General features: G+C 69.2%; 13 protein-coding genes and 2 tRNA genes. 1 reads left to right on the top strand and 14 read right to left on the bottom strand.

Annotated features, from left to right (window positions below):
• Nucleotides 1–11: 11 nt before the first annotated feature.
• From LH076_RS04055 to LH076_RS03990, 14 genes are all read right to left on the bottom strand, one after another.
• On the bottom strand, nt 12–617 hold the full coding sequence (locus tag LH076_RS04055; RefSeq protein WP_227782718.1) for an ATP-dependent Clp protease proteolytic subunit: 606 nt from the start codon (nt 615–617) through the stop codon (nt 12–14).
• A gap of 11 nt (nt 618–628) precedes the next feature.
• Nucleotides 629–1204: a ClpP family protease gene (locus tag LH076_RS04050; protein WP_227782717.1), complete on the bottom strand. Its 576-nt coding sequence runs from the start codon at nt 1202–1204 to the stop codon at nt 629–631.
• Nucleotides 1205–1305: 101 nt separating this feature from the next.
• Nucleotides 1306–2391: a hypothetical protein gene (locus LH076_RS04045; protein WP_227782716.1), complete on the bottom strand. Its 1086-nt coding sequence runs from the start codon at nt 2389–2391 to the stop codon at nt 1306–1308.
• Nucleotides 2392–2459: 68 nt separating this feature from the next.
• On the bottom strand, nt 2460–3857 hold the full coding sequence (gene tig, locus LH076_RS04040) for a trigger factor (protein ID WP_227782715.1): 1398 nt from the start codon (nt 3855–3857) through the stop codon (nt 2460–2462).
• A 38-nt stretch (nt 3858–3895) separates the two neighbouring features.
• Nucleotides 3896–3969 (bottom strand) — tRNA-Pro (locus LH076_RS04035).
• Nucleotides 3970–4003: 34 nt separating this feature from the next.
• Nucleotides 4004–4074, bottom strand: a tRNA-Gly gene (locus tag LH076_RS04030).
• Nucleotides 4075–4156: 82 nt separating this feature from the next.
• Nucleotides 4157–5188, bottom strand: coding sequence for a PP2C family protein-serine/threonine phosphatase (locus LH076_RS04025; RefSeq protein ID WP_227782714.1), 1032 nt, complete (start codon nt 5186–5188; stop codon nt 4157–4159).
• Nucleotides 5185–6060 carry an Fpg/Nei family DNA glycosylase gene (locus LH076_RS04020; RefSeq protein WP_227782713.1) on the bottom strand — a complete coding sequence of 292 codons (876 nt, stop codon included), beginning with the start codon at nt 6058–6060 and terminating at the stop codon, nt 5185–5187. Before LH076_RS04020 ends, LH076_RS04025 begins: the two co-directional genes overlap by 4 nt.
• The gene (locus LH076_RS04015) at nt 6053–6574 is read right to left on the bottom strand and encodes a ribose-5-phosphate isomerase (protein WP_227782712.1); all 522 of its coding nucleotides are present in this window, start codon (nt 6572–6574) and stop codon (nt 6053–6055) included. The genes LH076_RS04020 and LH076_RS04015 overlap by 8 nt, the downstream gene beginning before the upstream one ends.
• Nucleotides 6575–6586: 12 nt before the next feature.
• Nucleotides 6587–8383 (bottom strand): methionine--tRNA ligase, encoded by a 1797-nt coding sequence (gene metG, locus LH076_RS04010; protein WP_227782711.1) that lies wholly within the window; start codon nt 8381–8383, stop codon nt 6587–6589.
• A 38-nt stretch (nt 8384–8421) separates the two neighbouring features.
• On the bottom strand, nt 8422–9585 hold the full coding sequence (locus LH076_RS04005; RefSeq protein ID WP_227782710.1) for a peptidoglycan recognition protein: 1164 nt from the start codon (nt 9583–9585) through the stop codon (nt 8422–8424).
• Nucleotides 9586–9695: 110 nt separating this feature from the next.
• A complete protein-coding gene (locus tag LH076_RS04000) occupies nt 9696–10292 on the bottom strand; it encodes a maleylpyruvate isomerase family mycothiol-dependent enzyme (RefSeq protein WP_227782709.1) in 597 nt (198 codons plus the stop codon).
• Nucleotides 10289–10891, bottom strand: coding sequence for a DsbA family protein (locus LH076_RS03995; RefSeq protein ID WP_227782708.1), 603 nt, complete (start codon nt 10889–10891; stop codon nt 10289–10291). Before LH076_RS03995 ends, LH076_RS04000 begins: the two co-directional genes overlap by 4 nt.
• Nucleotides 10892–10901: 10 nt before the next feature.
• Nucleotides 10902–12602, bottom strand: a complete 1701-nt coding sequence (locus LH076_RS03990) for a CHAP domain-containing protein (protein ID WP_227782707.1) — start codon at nt 12600–12602, stop codon at nt 10902–10904.
• 161 nt (nt 12603–12763) lie between these two features.
• Here LH076_RS03990 and pepN point away from each other — a divergent pair, with 161 nt between their 5' ends.
• Nucleotides 12764–15310: an aminopeptidase N gene (gene pepN, locus LH076_RS03985; RefSeq protein WP_227782706.1), complete on the top strand. Its 2547-nt coding sequence runs from the start codon at nt 12764–12766 to the stop codon at nt 15308–15310.
• Nucleotides 15311–15346 lie beyond the last annotated feature (36 nt).

The raw sequence follows: 15346 nt of genomic DNA, 5'->3' as shown, positions 1-15346 counted from the left end.
CTCCTTACAGATCAGGCCAGAGCGGGGGTCTTGAGTGTCTCAAGAACCGAGTCGATAAGACCGTACGCCACAGCGTCCTCGGCGGTGAGGATCTTGTCGCGCTCGATGTCGTGACTGATCTCGTCCTCCGTCTTGCCGGAGTGGTCGGCCAGCATCTTCTCCAGGAGCGAGCGCATCCGGAGGATCTCGTTGGCCTGGATCTCGATGTCGGTCGTCTGGCCGAAGGTGCCCTCGGTGTAGGGCTGGTGGATCAGGATCCGGCTGTTCGGCAGCGCCAACCGCTTGCCCGGAGCTCCCGAGGCCAGCAGGACGGCGGCGGCCGAGGCCGCCTGGCCGATGCAGACGGTCTGCACGTCCGGCTTGATGAACTGGATCGTGTCGTAGATCGCCGTCAGCGCCGTGAACGAGCCACCGGGGCTGTTGATGTAGATCGAGATGTCCTGGTCGGGGTTCATCGACTGGAGGCAGAGCAGCTGGGCGATGATCGCGTTGGCGACGTCGTCACTGATCGGGGTACCGAGATAGATGATCCGGTCCTCGAAGAGCTTGGCCCAGGGGTCCACCCGGCGGAAGCCGTAGGAGGTGCGCTCTTCCCACTGCGGGATGTAGTAGTTCATGTCCGTCTCCCTCAGTTCTGGGTCTGCGCCTGGGCGGCGTTGGTGATGACGTGGTCGACGAGGCCGTAGTCCTTGGCCTCGTCCGCGGAGAACCAGCGGTCGCGCTCGGCGTCCTCGCGGACCTGGTCGACGCTCTTGCCGGTGCGCTCGGCGATGACGCCCAGGAGCGTGGACTTCAGCTTCTTCGACTCCTCGGCTTGGATCTTGATGTCCGAGGCGGAGCCGCCGATGCCCGATGACGTCTGGTGCATCATGATCCGGCTGTGCGGCAGCGCGAAGCGCTTGCCCGGCGCACCGGCGCAGAGCAGGAACTGGCCCATCGAGGCCGCCATGCCCACCGAGATCGTGACGACGTCGTTGGGGATGTAGTTCATCGTGTCGTAGACCATCATGCCGGCGTCGACCGAGCCGCCAGGGCTGTGGATGTGGAGGTAGATGTCGGCCTTCGGGTCGGCCGCCGAGAGCAGCAGCAGCTGCTTGTGCAGCTTCATGGTGTTCTCGTCACGCACCTCACCAGCGAGGAAGACGATGCGCTCCTTGAGCAGGCGGTTGTCGAGATCCTCGGCGAGGAAGTTGGTCTCAGTCACGTAGGCCAACGTAGTCGGCCCACCGGCGACTTCCACGGAAACCCGGGCCCTGTTCGCCGACAGCGGAAGGCGAACCACAGGCGCAGCGCCGTGGGCGTACGTCAGGCGAGCCAGCGCAGCAGGGCGTCGTGGAGATCGGGGTGATTGACGAGGGGGTGTTCACGCGTGTCGACCTCGAACCGCTCCGCCGTCGGGAAGAGGTCGACGACATGGCGCCCGGCCCGTGAGGCGCGGTGCCGGAACCAGAGCAGGTCGCCGATCACCCGGCCGAAGGGGTTGGGCCGTCCGACGAGCCGGTCGCTGACGACGAGGTAGTCGACGTGCGGCAGCGTCGGCACGTCGAGGGCCGACGTGGGCACGACCGCGATGCCCGCCAGGGCCTCGTCAAGACGCCGTCCGACACCCGCGCTCAGTGCCTCCGTGTCGGTTCCCAGTGCGGGCGTGCCGAGCGTGACGACCTCGGTCACCGCGTCCGCCCACGGCCGCTCCGCCAGGCTGCGTACGGCGAGTGCCGACCGCACCAGCAGGCCGGCATCGCCGTGCGCGACGATCACGAGTCGCTTCAGCGGCACCGGCCAGGCGTCGGCGACGTCCTGCAGCAGCGTGCTGAACACGAGCGCCGCCTCACCGAGCTCCGCGCCGCCGTCGTAGCGGAGGTCGAGGGTCGGCCAGCGGAGTGCGGCGGCCAGCCGGTCGGCGTACGAGCCACCGAGGGGGGCGGCGTGGGACCGCCAGACCTGCTCGCCCTCCCCCGCTGCGGGGACGAAGACGGCGAGGTGGTCGTCGGCCGCCGGGAAGAGGTGGCGCATGACCTCGGGGAGCGCGGGGAGATCGACTCCGTCGTGGCGGATCGCGAGGATCGGGCGCGGCGCGCCCTCGACTCCGATGACCTTTGCCAGTGGGTTCGTCAGGGCCGCGAGCGGCTTCACGGCGGGCATGACGGCCTTCACCGCGGGGGCGGCCGCCCTGACGGCCGGTGCAGCGGCGGCCCTGGCGACGGGGGCTGCGGCGCGGGCCGCCTCCAGCACCGGGCGGCGCGCCTTGCCGAGGCGGCGGATGAGTCCGCGGATACCCGAGCGCCGGCGAGCCTGCGACCGCGGACCAGCCTGCTGCCGGGTGCGTTCTCGAGGCGCGTCGATCCTGACGACCTGTCCCGTCGCTGAACCGGCCGGGCCTGTCGAGGTCATGGGAGAAAGCGTAGTGCCCGACCCCTGTCGGGATCGGGCACTGCACAGGTTGTCTCAGCAGACGCCGGTCACTCCTCGGTGGAGCTCTCCTCAGTCTCAGCCGCCTCGGCCGTCTCGGCCTCGGCAGAGGCCGGGTCACCGATGCTGCCGTCCGGCAGCAGGTTCTTCAGCTCGACGACGTTGCCGTCGCTGTCCTTGACGGTCGCGGCCTCGACGATCTGGGCGAGCGCCTTGCCACGGACGATCTCGGCGGCGTACTCCTGCAGGTGGTGCGGGTGCTCCTGGATGTGAGCGAAGGCCTGCTGCGGGTCCTGGCCCTGGTTCTGCGCGGAGCGGATGATGTGCTGGGTCAGGTCCTGCTGGGTGACCTCGAACTGCTCGCTCTTGGCGACCTCGTCGAGGAGCAGCTGCGCGGCGATGGCATCGCGGACGCGGCGCTCGAGGTCGGACTCGAACTCCTCGATGGTCTGGCCCTCCTCCTCGAGGTACTTCTCCATCGTCAGGCCGGCCCACTGCAGCTGCTGCTCGAGCTGGCCGCGACGGGTCGTGAGCTCCTCGGCGACGAGACCCTCGGGGAGCGGGATCTCAACCTGCTCGAGCAGGGCCTCGAGGACCGCGTCGCGGGCGGCGGCGGCCTGCTCGAGGCGCTTGCCCCGGCCGAGGCGCGCAGCGATGTCCGTCGTGAGCTCCTCGAGGGTGTCGAACTCGGAGGCGAGCTGCGCGAACTCGTCGTCGAGCTCGGGGAGCTCCTGCTCCTGGACCTGGTTGACCTTGACGTTGACGTCGACCTCCTGGCCGACGAGGTCGCCACCCACGAGGGTGGAGGTGAACGTCTTGTCCTCGCCCGCGGAGAGGCCGGTCGCGGCCTCGTCCAGGCCGTCGAGCATGCCGCCACGACCGATCTGGTAGCTGAGGCCGACGGCCTCGGCACCCTCGACGGGCTCGCCGTCCTTGGTGGCCGAGAGATCGATGACCACGAAGTCGCCGTCGGCGGCCGGGCGCTCGACGTCCTTGAGCGTGCCGAAGCGCTCGCGGAGCGCCTGGACCTGCTCGTCGATGTCCTCGTCCGTCACGGTGACCGCGTCGACGGTCGCCTCGATGCCGGCGTACGACGGGACCTCGAAGACGGGCTTCACGTCGACCTCGGCGGTGAACTCCAGCGGGCCGTCGGCGTCGAACTTGGTGACCTCGACCTCAGGCTGGGCCAGCGGGGTGATGTCGTTGGCCTGGATCGCCTCGACGTACTTCTCGTTGAGGATCTCGTTGAGGGCCTGGTCGCGCGCGGCGCCCGGGTACTGGCGCTCGATGACCGCCGCGGGCACCTTGCCCTTGCGGAAGCCGGGCACGTTGATCGACTTGGCGATCTGCTTGTAGGCCTTGTCGATGCTCGGCTTGAGCTCCTCGGCGGGGACCTCGACCGTCAGCTTGGCTCGGGTGGGGCTCAACGTCTCGACAGCGCTCTTCACGGCGGTACTTCCTCTAGTCATATCGGTTTGGATCGCAGTCGGGATGACAGGATTTGAACCTGCGACATCGTGCTCCCAAAGCACGCGCGCTACCAAGCTGCGCCACATCCCGCAGGGTGGGCTTTCCGACTGCGGAAGCCCCCTCGAGGGGATGACGGGAATCGAACCCGCGTGGCCAGTTTGGAAGACTGGGGCTCTACCATTGAGCTACATCCCCGCTCGTGCCTCACGGCACAGCGGCCAATCGTGCCACACCGCGGGAGCCGTCTCACAACCGGCCGGCGCGCTGCGCGCGCGGGCTACAGGCGGTGTACGACAACCATGGTCCGGTCGTCGTCGCGGGCGCCGAGGCTGGTCACGAGCCGCTGGGCGGCACCGACGAGGTCGACCTGGACCTGCCTCTCGGCCTCGCGGGCCAGGAGGTCGATACCGACGTCGATGTCGCGGGTGGGCTCCTCGACGACACCGTCGGTGTACATCATGATCGCCTCGCCCTCGGCCAGTGTCCCGACCGCAGGGTCGAAGACGGCAGCGGGCAGCAGGCCGAGGAAGACGCCGTGGCTCTCCAGCCGCTCCCACCGGCCGCTCGTGTCGACCCGACGCAGTGCGGGCGGGTGCCCGGCGGTGCGCAACTGGAAGTCGCCGGTGGAGACGTCGACCACGAGGTGCACGGCCGTGGCGAAGCCCTCCTCCCACTCCTGTCGCAGGAGGTACGCGTTCGCGCTGCAGAGGAACTCATCAGGTGGGATCGAGCCGATCAGGCCGCCGAGTGCACCGCACAGCAATAGCGCACGGCTGCCGGCCGCCTCGCCCTTGCCGGAGACGTCGACGACCGCGATCTCCACGAGGTCACCCGTCCGTGCCGCGACGATGAAGTCGCCGGCGAAGAGGGTTCCTCCCGCCGACGTGATCGCCGTCTCGGCCATCCAGCCTTCCGGGAGATCGGGGACCTTGGCCTGGCGCAGGATCCGGTCACGTAGGTCCACGAACATGGACTCGCCCTGGACGCCGGCGACCCCGAGGCGGACACGCCGGAACGCGGTGAGCATCACGATCAGCCCGAGCGCGAAGACGACGGCCGTGGCCGTGGCGGTCTTCGGCGTCGCATCCGAGACCTGGCTGACGCTCAACACCGCGAGGGCGAGGATCCCGACGACGAACCACGAGAGGAGCCGCGGGCTGAGCAGCAGGCTGGCGATCACGAGCGGGATGAGCAGCAGGTTGAGCGAGGCCCAGGTCTGCCAGGCGATCAGCCCGGCGAAGAGCACAGCCATCACGGCGAGCAGCAGCGCGAGACCACGCTCGCCCATGAGCTGACGTCGCCAGTTCACCGCCTACCTCCCCCATGCTGTGAGCCCCCTGTGCGCGAACGGTAAGGCCTCTGGCACCTCGGGCACCAGAAGAGATTGCGTCCCTCCACCTCGACCGTGCGGACGGCGGCCCCACAGACCAGGCACGGCTGGCCGGTTCGGCGATAGACGTAGACCTCGCCACCGTGGTCGTCCCTGCGGGGTTCGCGCCCCATGGCCTCGGGCTCGTGCTCGGGGCGCACTGTGTCGATCCGGTTGCGCTCGACCCCGAGCCGCATCAGTGCGACGAGGTCCTCCCACATCGCCTGCCACTGCGCCTTCCGCAGGCTCCGCCCGGGTCGGTGCGGGTCCAGCCGGTGCCGGTGGAGGAGCTCGGCCCGGTAGACGTTGCCGACGCCGGCGAGGACCGACTGGTCCATCAGCAGGCTGGCGAGGGTGCGCTCGGTCCGGGAGATCCGGGCCCAGGCGCGGTCCGGGTCGGCGTCGTCGCGGAGCGGGTCGGGGCCGAGCTTCGCCACACAGGCCTCGACCTGTGCCGGGGTCCACAGGTCGCAGGCGGTGGCACCGCGGAGGTCCGCGAAGGCTCGGTCGCCGACGAGCCTCAGGCGGACCTGCCCGACCGGGGCGGGCGGACCCTGCTCACCAGCTGGAGCGACGTACGGCGTCAGCGCGAGCTTGCCGTAGAGACCGAGGTGGATGTGGACGAACCGCTCCCCCTCGAACCGGAGGAAGAGCTGCTTGCCCCACGCCTCGGCGCCCTCGAACAGCGCGCCGTCGAGCTGTCGTGCCTCGGCGTCGAAGCGCCCCTGCGGCGAACCGACCCGCACATGCTGTCCGGCGAACGCCTCGGTGAGGTCGAGGGCGAGCCGGTGGAGGGTGTGCCCCTCAGGCATCCTGATCTTCGGCCGGGCCGAGGCCCTTGGCCGACTCCGGCAACGCCGGACGCACACCGGACGCGTCGTAGGCGTCGAGCTGGGCGATCCGGCGGACGTGCCGTTCGTCCTCACTGAACGGCTCGGCCAGGAAGATCTCGACGAAGCGCGTCATGTCCTCGAGGCTGTGCATCCGCCCACCGACGGCGACGACCTGCGCGTTGTTGTGGTCGCGAGCCAGCTTGGCGGTCTCGTCGCTCCAAGCCAGCGCGCACCGGATGCCCGTGACCTTGTTGGCCGCCATCTGCTCGCCGTTGCCGGAGCCGCCGATGACGACACCGAGCGAGTCGAGCCCGGCGTCGCGGTCGCGCCTGACGCCCTCGGCCGCACGGATGCAGAAGACCGGGTAGTCGTCGAGGGCGTCGTAGACGAAGGGGCCGTGGTCGACGACCTCGTGGCCGAGCTCGGTCAGGCGAGCGGTCAGGTGGGACTTCAGGTCGAGGCCAGCGTGGTCGCAGCCCAGGTGAACGCGCATGGTCGAATCCTTTCAGCCCAGCCGGGCGAGCTCCTCATTGACGATCGACGGGTCGAGCTTGACGAAGACGGGAGTCGGCTTCTCCACCGAGGCGCCGACCGAGATCGGACGGCTGCCCCACTGCGGGACGTCTCCGTAGTCACCGGTGATCACCGGATAGGTGCGCGACGCATCGTCGAGGTCGGTGACGTCCTCGATCCGCGGGAGCGGGGCGATCCGCCCACTGCCGCCCAGCGTGGCGTCGACCGCGTTCGCCGTGAACGGCAGGAACGGGCTGAGCAGCAGGTTGAGGTCGTTCACGGCCTGGGCCATGACGTGGAGGATGGTGCCGAGCCGCTCCCGGTCCGCGGGATCCTTGGCCAGCTTCCAGGGCTCATTGTCGGAGACGTACTTGTTGACCTCGCCGACCACACGCATCGCCTCGCTGATCGCCGCCTTCTGTCGGTGCGTGGCGATGAGGGTGCCGACGGTGTCGAACGCGTCGGCCACCGTGACGAGCACGGCCCGCTCGGGGTCGCCGAGCTCGCCGGCGCCCGGGATCTCGCCGAAGTTCTTGTGGATCAGCGTCGCGGTGCGGTTGACCAGGTTGCCCCAGCCAGCGACGAGCTCGTCGTTCGTACGCCGGACGAACTCGGCCCACGAGAAGTCGCTGTCCTGGCTCTCGGGACCGGCGACGGCCACGAAGTAGCGGAAGGCGTCGGGCTGGTAGCGCTCCAACAGGTCCTTCACATAGATCACGATCTTGCGCGAGCTGGAGAACTTCTTGCCCTCCATGGTGAGGAACTCGCTCGAGACCACCTCGGTCGGAAGGTTGAGCTCACCCAGCTGGTGGGCGCTGCCACCGTGCGACCCCTTGCCGTTGTAGGCGAGCAGCTCCGCCGGCCAGATCTGGCTGTGGAAGGTGATGTTGTCCTTGCCCATGAAGTAGTAGCTCAGCGCCTCAGGCCGGTTCCACCACTCGCGCCATGCGTCCGCATCGCCTGACCGGCGGGCCCATTCGATCGAGGCCGAGAGGTAGCCGACGACGGCGTCGAACCAGACGTACAGCTTCTTCGTCGGGTTGTCCTGCCACTCGGGCAGCGGGATCGCGATGCCCCAGTCGATGTCGCGGGTCATCGCGCGCGGCCGGATCTCCTTGAGGATGTTCTGGCTGAACCTGATGACGTTGGGCCGCCACAGGCCGGTCGCCTCGCGCTCATCGAGCCATGCGGTCAGCGCCTCGGCCAGCGCGGGCAGGTCGAGGAAGAAGTGCTGGGTCTCGATGAACTCCGGCGTCTCGCCGTTGATCTTGCTCTTCGGGTTGATCAGGTCGGCGGGGTCCAGCTGGTTGCCGCAGTTGTCGCACTGGTCACCGCGCGCACCGTCATATCCGCAGATCGGGCAGGTGCCCTCGATGTAGCGATCGGGGAGCGTCCGCCCCGTGGACGGAGAGATCGCACCCTTGGTGGTCTGCTCGACGAAGTAGCCGTTCTCATAGACCCCGGTGAAGAGCTCCTGCACCACGGCGTGGTGATTGCCCGTCGTCGTACGGGTGTAGAGGTCGTAGGTGAGACCGAGGCCGACGAGGTCCTCGACGATCAACCGGTGATTGCGGTCGACCAGCTCCTGCGGTGTCACACCGGCCTCGTCAGCAGCGATCAGGATCGGGGTGCCGTGCTCGTCCGAGCCGGAGACCATGAGCACGTCGTGACCGGCCATCCGCATGTACCGGCTGAACACGTCGGAGGGCACGCCGAAGCCGGCGACATGGCCGATGTGGCGCGGGCCGTTGGCGTAGGGCCAGGCCACTGCGGAGAGAACTTTGGTCACCGGACGATCCTAGTGAGCCGGCCTCGACATGGTCCGGCTCAGGGGTCGTACCGGTGGACGCGCTTGGCGGCGCGACGCCGGATCTCGGGCAGCAGGTTGTAGAGCCGCTGCCCCGGGCATGAGGTCTCGTTGGTGTCGCGGTGCCCGTCGATCACGGGGAGCCGCACCCGTGTGCCCGTCGGGTACCGGTCGCTGCCCTGGGACCGTACGACGACAGTCCCCCGCGGATGGCCGCCATAGGCGTCGAGCTTCCAGGCGGCCAGCCGCACGATCGCTCTGATCGCCTGCCGGGGCGGCGCCTGCCTACCGAAGCGGCCGATCACCGCGACGCCGACCGACTCATGGTTGAAGCCCAGTGTGTGCGCACCGCGCACCGGCTTCGTCGCTCCGCCGCTGCGGCCGACCCAGATCCGGCCGAAGCGATCGATGAGGAAGTTGTAGGCGATGTCGAACCAGCCCAGTGTCTTCGTGTGGTAGCGGTACATGCCGCGCAGCAGGGCCGGCACGTCCTCCGGTGCATAGTTGTTGGGCGTGGCGGTGTGGTGGATGTGCACCTGCCGGATCTTCCGGATGTACCTCCCCGTGCCGTTCCGCCACGTCGGGTCCGCGCCCCACGCCTTGCGTGAGTAGAGGTGCGGCTCCGGTGCTCTCGTGGGTCTGGTCGACCGGCGCTCCGGCGTGGCCGTCCGGTCGGACGGCAGGGTTCCGGGATCGATCAGGGTGAGCTGCAACTGCTTCGCCCTGCCCTTCTTGACGCGGACGCGGACGCCGTCGGAGGCGCCGACCCACATCGCGTCGGTGGCACGCAGCGACGGGTCGCCCTCGTGCGCGGGCCGGTCCTCCATCTCAGGCGCGCGTCGCCATCCCGACCAACCGCCGCCGATCCGGTGCGTCCGCACCACGATCACCGGCGTGCCGCGGCCTCGCCACGTGAGCCCGAGCATGGAGAACCGGGTGGTGCTCATCTCGGAGCTGACCGCGCCCGCTGCGCTCCGCTGCAGCGGCACGGCTGAACTTCCCGCGCCGAGCGGCACCTCGAGACTCCTGACCGGCGAGCCCGGGGAGTCCTGGCGCAGTTGCAGCACGCTGCCAGCCGCCAGATCAGCTGCCGGCTCTCCTCGTGGGCTTCCGCCGGGGTCGAGGCGCTGCAACGCGATCAGGCCGCCTGCGATGAGGACAAGGCTGACGACGGCGACCGCCATGGGTCGGGGTGTGCGAGGACGTGGGTGCCCGAGTGCATCCATGCCTCACATCATGCGTCACTCCAGTCACAATCGTCACATGCGGGTGAGCCCCGGCGTTGCGGATGCGGTCAGGCGGGCGCCTGCCAGGGCACCGGCCGGCCGGCGTACGCCGCCAGGTGCTCGTAGGCGTGGGAGCCGTCCGGCGCCCGCCGGGCGTCCTGCCAGGCCCTGCCCTTGCGGGTCGGGCCGAGCGTGCGGTCGAGGGTGACCAGGGCACGTTGGGCGACCGGCTCGTCCAGGTCGGCCGTGGAGCGACCGAGCGCCACCGCGAGATCCCAGGTGTGGATCGCGATCTCCGCGCTCTGCCAGTCGGGGTCGCCGACCATGAGCGCGTCGGCCGCGGAGACCTCGCGCCACAGGTTGATCAGGGTGTTGCCCCGGGTGCGGAGCTCGTCGCCGAGGTGGGCCGCGTAGTCCTCGCGGCCGTTCCAGCCCGGCGGTGAGCCCTGGAGCATGGTCACGAAGACACGGGGCTGGGCGATCAGGTGGTTCGCGAGTCGACGTACGTCCCATTCGGTGCACGGCGTGGGACGCTCCAGGTCGGCGGCCGTGACGGTGTCGAGGATCGTGGCGGCCTGCTCAAGCGAGCGGATCAGCGCGAGGATCCCCATCTGGCCGTCGGCGTTGATGGAGACCTCGACGGCCTCGTCGGAGCCGTCCGTCACGAGAAGTCGAGCTCGTGGGTGCGGGCCCGCTTCAGCTCGTAGACGTAGGGGTACTTGGTGACGAGGACGAAACCGTCCCAGAGCTCGCCGGCCTCCTCGCCCTTGGGCGCCTTGGAGATGACGGGCCCGAAGAAGGCCTGGCCCTCGAAGGCGATCGTGGGCGTGCCGACGTCGTTGCCGACCTGGTCCATGCCGAGGTGGTGCGACTTCGCGATGAAGTCGTCGTAGGAGGAGTCGTCCACGGCGTCGATCAGCTCGGCCTCGAGGCCGGCGGCGGCAAGCGACTCGGCGATGACGTCGCGCGTGAAGCTCTTCTTCTCGAGGTGCTTGGCCGTGCCGAGTGCGGTGTAGAGCGGCAACAGCGCGTCCTTGCCGTGCTTCTCCTCGGCGGCGGCGAGAACGCGGACAGGGCCCCAGGCGTCCTTGAGGTAGTCGCGGTACTCCTGCGGGATGTCCTTGTCCTGGTTGAGGTAGGCGAGGCTCATGATGTGCCACGTCACCGAGACGTCACGGACCTTCTCGACCTCGAGGATCCAGCGCGAGGTGATCCACGCGAACGGGCAGGCCGGGTCGAACCAGAAGTCGGCATTGGTGGTCATGCCGATCAGGCTACTTCTTGCCGTTGTGGCCCTTCTTGCTGGACTTCTTGGTGGTCTTCTTGGCGACCTTCTTCACAGCCTTCTTGCCTCGCACGGTGACCGTCGCGGCCGCCTTCGTCCGCATGAACCGGGCGTCTCCGCGGTAGAGCACCTTGATCGGGCGCACGCCCACGCCGGGGTGCGTGAAGTGGATGCGGACCACACCCTTCGACATGGTCGCGTGGTGCAGCTCGTTGCCCACCTTGATGTCGACGCGACCGGACGGCTTCCGCCCGCCGGGCGGCGTCAGGATGACCTTGATCCAGACCGACCTGGCGCTCTGGACGTCGCTGCGGATGGTGGTCGTGAGCGGCGTGACGATGCCCTTGACGGGCGCCAGGGTGAGGGTGCGCGGCAGGAAGCCGTGCGCCGAGATCGCGACACGTGCGGAGATGGTCGTTCCGACGTCCGCCGCCGTCAGTCGGTACGTCGACCCCGACGCACCCGCGATCGGGCGGCCGTCACGCAACCAGCCATAGGCCTTCGTCACGTTGGCAGGCACGGTCGTGGTCACCCCTGCGGTGAGCACCTGTCCGACCTGGTGCGTGCCCTGGATCGCTGCGGCGGTGACGCGGATGTTCGGCGCGAGGACGGGTGCGGTCGGGGCCGTGGCCCGCACGAGGCTCTTGTAGCCCGGCTTGGCCGCGGTCACCCGGGCGCTGATCCGGGCGTTGGCCTGCGCCGGGCCGGGGACGAAGCGGGTGCCGGTGGCGCCGGCGATCGGCGTGCCGTCGGCGAGCCACTGGACGCTGACGGAAGCCGCACCGGGGGCGTAGGCGCCGGGCTCTGCCGTCAGGGGCTCGTCGACCTGCGGTGTCCCGATCACGGTCGGGTCCTCGGTCACCACCTGGGTGCCGGGCAGGACGGCAGCGGAGGCCGCGGACGACGAGGCGGCGGTGGCGTAGCCGGCGTGCGCTGCGGTGACCCGAACCTGGAGGGCCTTGCCGAGCTGCGCCGCGGCTGGCGTGAACGTGGCGGTGGTGGCGCCGGGAATGGCCACGCCGGCGGCGTACCACTGGTAGCCGTAGCTGGTCGGGGCCGGCGACCACGTGCCGACCTTCGCCGTGAGGGCGACGCCGACCGTCGGCGTACCGGCGATGCTCGGGGCGACCGTGGCGGTCTCGGCGCTGTCCTTCAGGTGGATGAAGCCGCTCGGCCAGCGGTTGCCGCCCTTGTGGAGCTGGCGCCAGGTGAACTCACTGCCGTAGTTCGACTCCGAGATCTGGATGTCCCCGTTGGCCAGCACGGCCTCGACGCGGGCGACGTGACCGGCCGAGCCGACGCCGTTGGTGTTGGCCTTCCACCACGCCACGGCGCCGACCATCGGGGTCGCGTTGGTGAGGGAGCCGAATGAGCCGCCCCAGTAGGTGGCGTTGCCCAGCCCGGGCTTCAGCTGTGCCGGTCGCGCGGCCGGCATGCCGGCGCGGATCATGCGGTAGGCGACGTAGTTGGTGCAGTTCACGCCGGAGTACATGTTCCAGTACATCGAGCCCTTGGCGGTCTTGTAACCGTCGTGGCTCATCCCCTTGGAGGCACAGGAGTCGAAGCCCGAGCAGAGGGTCGTGGACGCCGCGACGGCGGTGGCCGCCCGGGTTCCGCTCTGGGCCGAGACCGACCAGAGCACAGGGACGAGAGCCAGGACGAGGGCACCGAGAAGCGCTCGTCGTGACATATGGGACACCTGTGACTGGAGTGGCACGTGGGGGACCATATGCGAATTCCGTCAAGACCGACACGCCGGGGATGGAACTACATTTCTGTAATTCTCGAATCGTTACCGGAGGGGTCCCAACCGCCCGCGGGAGGTGGGGTCCCGGGTGACAGAATCCCGTCATGCCAGGAACCAACCTCACTCGTGCCGAGGCCGCCGAACGCGCCGCCCTCCTCGATGTCACGAGTTACGCCGTCGAGCTCGACCTCACCACGGGCGACAAGACCTTCGCCTCGACGACCACGCTGACCTTCACCTCATCGACCGTCGGAGCGTCGACCTTCGTCGATCTGGTCGGTGCCACCTCCCCCGAGATCACGCTCAACGGGTCGGTCCTGGCCGCGGAGTCGGCGTACGTCGACCACCGCATCCTCCTCTCGGACCTGGCTGCCGAGAACGTGCTGGTCGTCAAGGCGGACCTGCCCTACAGCCACACGGGCGAGGGCCTGCACCGCTTCGTGGACCCCGCCGATGGCAAGGTCTACACCTACACGCAGTTCGAGGTCCCTGACGCCCGTCGCGTCTTCGCGACGTTCGAGCAGCCCGACCTCAAGTCGACCTACACGTTCACCGTCACCGCGCCCGACCACTGGGTGGTCGTCTCCAACTCCCCCACGCCGGAGCCGGAGTCGCTCGGCGACGGCAGGGCGGTCTGGCGCTTCGCCGAGACCAAGCGGATGTCGACCTACATCACCGCGCTGATCGCCGGCGAGTACGTCGGCGTTCACGACACCTACGAGGGCAAGCACGGCACGATCGAACTCGGCCACTACTGCCGTGAGTCGCTCGTGCCCTACCTCGACCGCGACGCGCTCGTGAAGATCACGCGTCAGGGCTTCGCCTTCTTCGAGGAGGCGTTCGACTACCCCTATCCGTTCGGCAAGTACGACCAGCTCTACGTGCCGGAGTACAATATGGGCGCGATGGAGAACGCCGGCGCGGTGACGTTCCGCGACGAGTACCTCCCCCGGTCCCGCCAGGCCCGCTCCTTCTACGAGCAGCGCGCCAACACGATCCTCCACGAGATGGCCCACATGTGGTTCGGCGACCTCGTGACGATGCGCTGGTGGGACGACCTCTGGCTCAACGAGTCCTTCGCCGAGTGGGCGGCCTACCACTCCGCGGCGAGCGCGACCGAGTTCACCGATGCATGGACCGGCTTCGCCAACGCCCGCAAGATCACGGGCTACACCCAGGACCAGCTGCCCACCACGCACCCGATCGCGGCGGACAACTTCGACCTGCAGGCCGTCGAGGTGAACTTCGACATGATCACCTACGCCAAGGGCGCATCGGTGCTCAAGCAGCTGGTCGCCTGGGTCGGCCTGGAGCCCTTCCTCACCGGCCTGCGTGCGTACTTCAAGGAGTTCGAGTTCGCGAACCCCGAGTTCAAGGACCTCCTGGCCGCCCTGGAGAAGTCCTCGGGTCGCGAGCTCGCCTCGTGGGGCACCGAGTGGTTGCAGCAGGCCGGCGTGAACACGCTGGCGCCGGAGTTCACGCTGGCGGCCGACGGCACGTTCGAGTCGTTGAAGGTGCGCCAGACGGCCCACCCCGACTGGCCCACGATCCGTCGCCACCGCCTCGGCATCGGCTTCTACAACTCCAGTGAGAGCGGCGTGCTCAGCCGCACCGACTATCTCGAGGTGGACATCGAGGGTGAGGTCACCGAGATCAAGGAGGCGGTGGGGCTGGCCCAGCCGGCGCTGCTCCTGCTCAACGACAACGACCTGACCTACGCCAAGATCCGCCTCGACGAGCACTCGCTCGCCACCGCGCTCACAAGTCTCTCCACGATCGACGACTCACTGGCACGCGCGCTGGTCTGGGGCGCGGCCTGGGACATGACCCGCGACGCCGAGATGTCGGCATCGGACTACATCCGCCTCGTGCTCACCAATATCGGCGCCGAGACGGACCCCTGGGGCCTCACCCGCATCCCCGTCAACGCCGCGCTGGCGTTGGCGCAGTACTCCGCACCGTCCCACCGCACCCAGCTCCTCGCCACCTGGGAGACCGGCCTCCGTGATCTGCTCACCGGGGCCGAGGCCGGCGGTGACCACCAGCTCACCTTCGCCCGTGCGTACGCCGCCGCGGCCCGTTCCGAGGCGGCCGTGGCCGATCTCCGCGGACTCCTCGACGGTTCGCTCAGCTTCGACGGCCTCGTCGTCGACCAGGACCTGCGCTGGACGCTGCTGACCGGTCTCGCGGCCGCCGGTGGCGCCGGGGAGGCCGAGATCGCCGCCGAACTGGGGCGCGACAACACCATCTCCGGCCAGGAGAAGGCCGCCGCCGCACGCGCCGCGCAGCCCACGGCCGAGGCGAAGGCCACCGCCTGGCAGACGGTCATGGTCGACACCTCCACGCCCAACGAGACGATGCGCTCCACCGCGATGGCCTTCCACCAGCCCGGCCAGGAGGACGTGCTGGCGCCGTACACCGAGTCCTACCTCACCGCGGCGGACACGCTGTGGGAGCACCTCGGCTCGCACAAGGCGTCGGTCGCGCTGATCGCGATGTTCCCGCGCTTCGCCGCCTCGGCCGAGCTGCTGGCGCGCTGCGATGCGTGGCTCGAGTCCTCGCCGGCCGAGCCGGGCGCGAAGCGCTACGTCCGCGAGGGTCGCGACACGGCCGCCCGCGCGCTCGCCGCCCAGGCGCGTGATCTCGACTGATCCCGGCAACGCAGAAAGGCCGCCCCTCGGGGCGGC

The organism is Nocardioides sp. Kera G14, from assembly GCF_020715565.1.
Taxonomy (GTDB): Bacteria; Actinomycetota; Actinomycetes; order Propionibacteriales; family Nocardioidaceae; genus Nocardioides.
This window is presented reverse-complemented; position numbering and strand designations above follow the sequence as displayed.

Bases quoted from the DNA above. Each gene is read 5' to 3' on its own strand.
- pepN (WP_227782706.1), top strand. From the start codon at position 12,764: ATGCCAGGAACCAACCTCACTCGTGCCGAGGCCGCCGAACGCGCCGCC.
- LH076_RS04045 (WP_227782716.1), bottom strand. From the start codon at position 2,391: ATGACCTCGACAGGCCCGGCCGGTTCAGCGACGGGACAGGTCGTCAGG.
- LH076_RS04020 (WP_227782713.1), bottom strand. From the start codon at position 6,060: ATGCCTGAGGGGCACACCCTCCACCGGCTCGCCCTCGACCTCACCGAG.
- LH076_RS03990 (WP_227782707.1), bottom strand. From the start codon at position 12,602: ATGTCACGACGAGCGCTTCTCGGTGCCCTCGTCCTGGCTCTCGTCCCT.
- LH076_RS04005 (WP_227782710.1), bottom strand. From the start codon at position 9,585: ATGGCGGTCGCCGTCGTCAGCCTTGTCCTCATCGCAGGCGGCCTGATC.
- LH076_RS04015 (WP_227782712.1), bottom strand. From the start codon at position 6,574: ATGCGCGTTCACCTGGGCTGCGACCACGCTGGCCTCGACCTGAAGTCC.
- LH076_RS04055 (WP_227782718.1), bottom strand. From the start codon at position 617: ATGAACTACTACATCCCGCAGTGGGAAGAGCGCACCTCCTACGGCTTC.
- LH076_RS03995 (WP_227782708.1), bottom strand. From the start codon at position 10,891: ATGACCACCAATGCCGACTTCTGGTTCGACCCGGCCTGCCCGTTCGCG.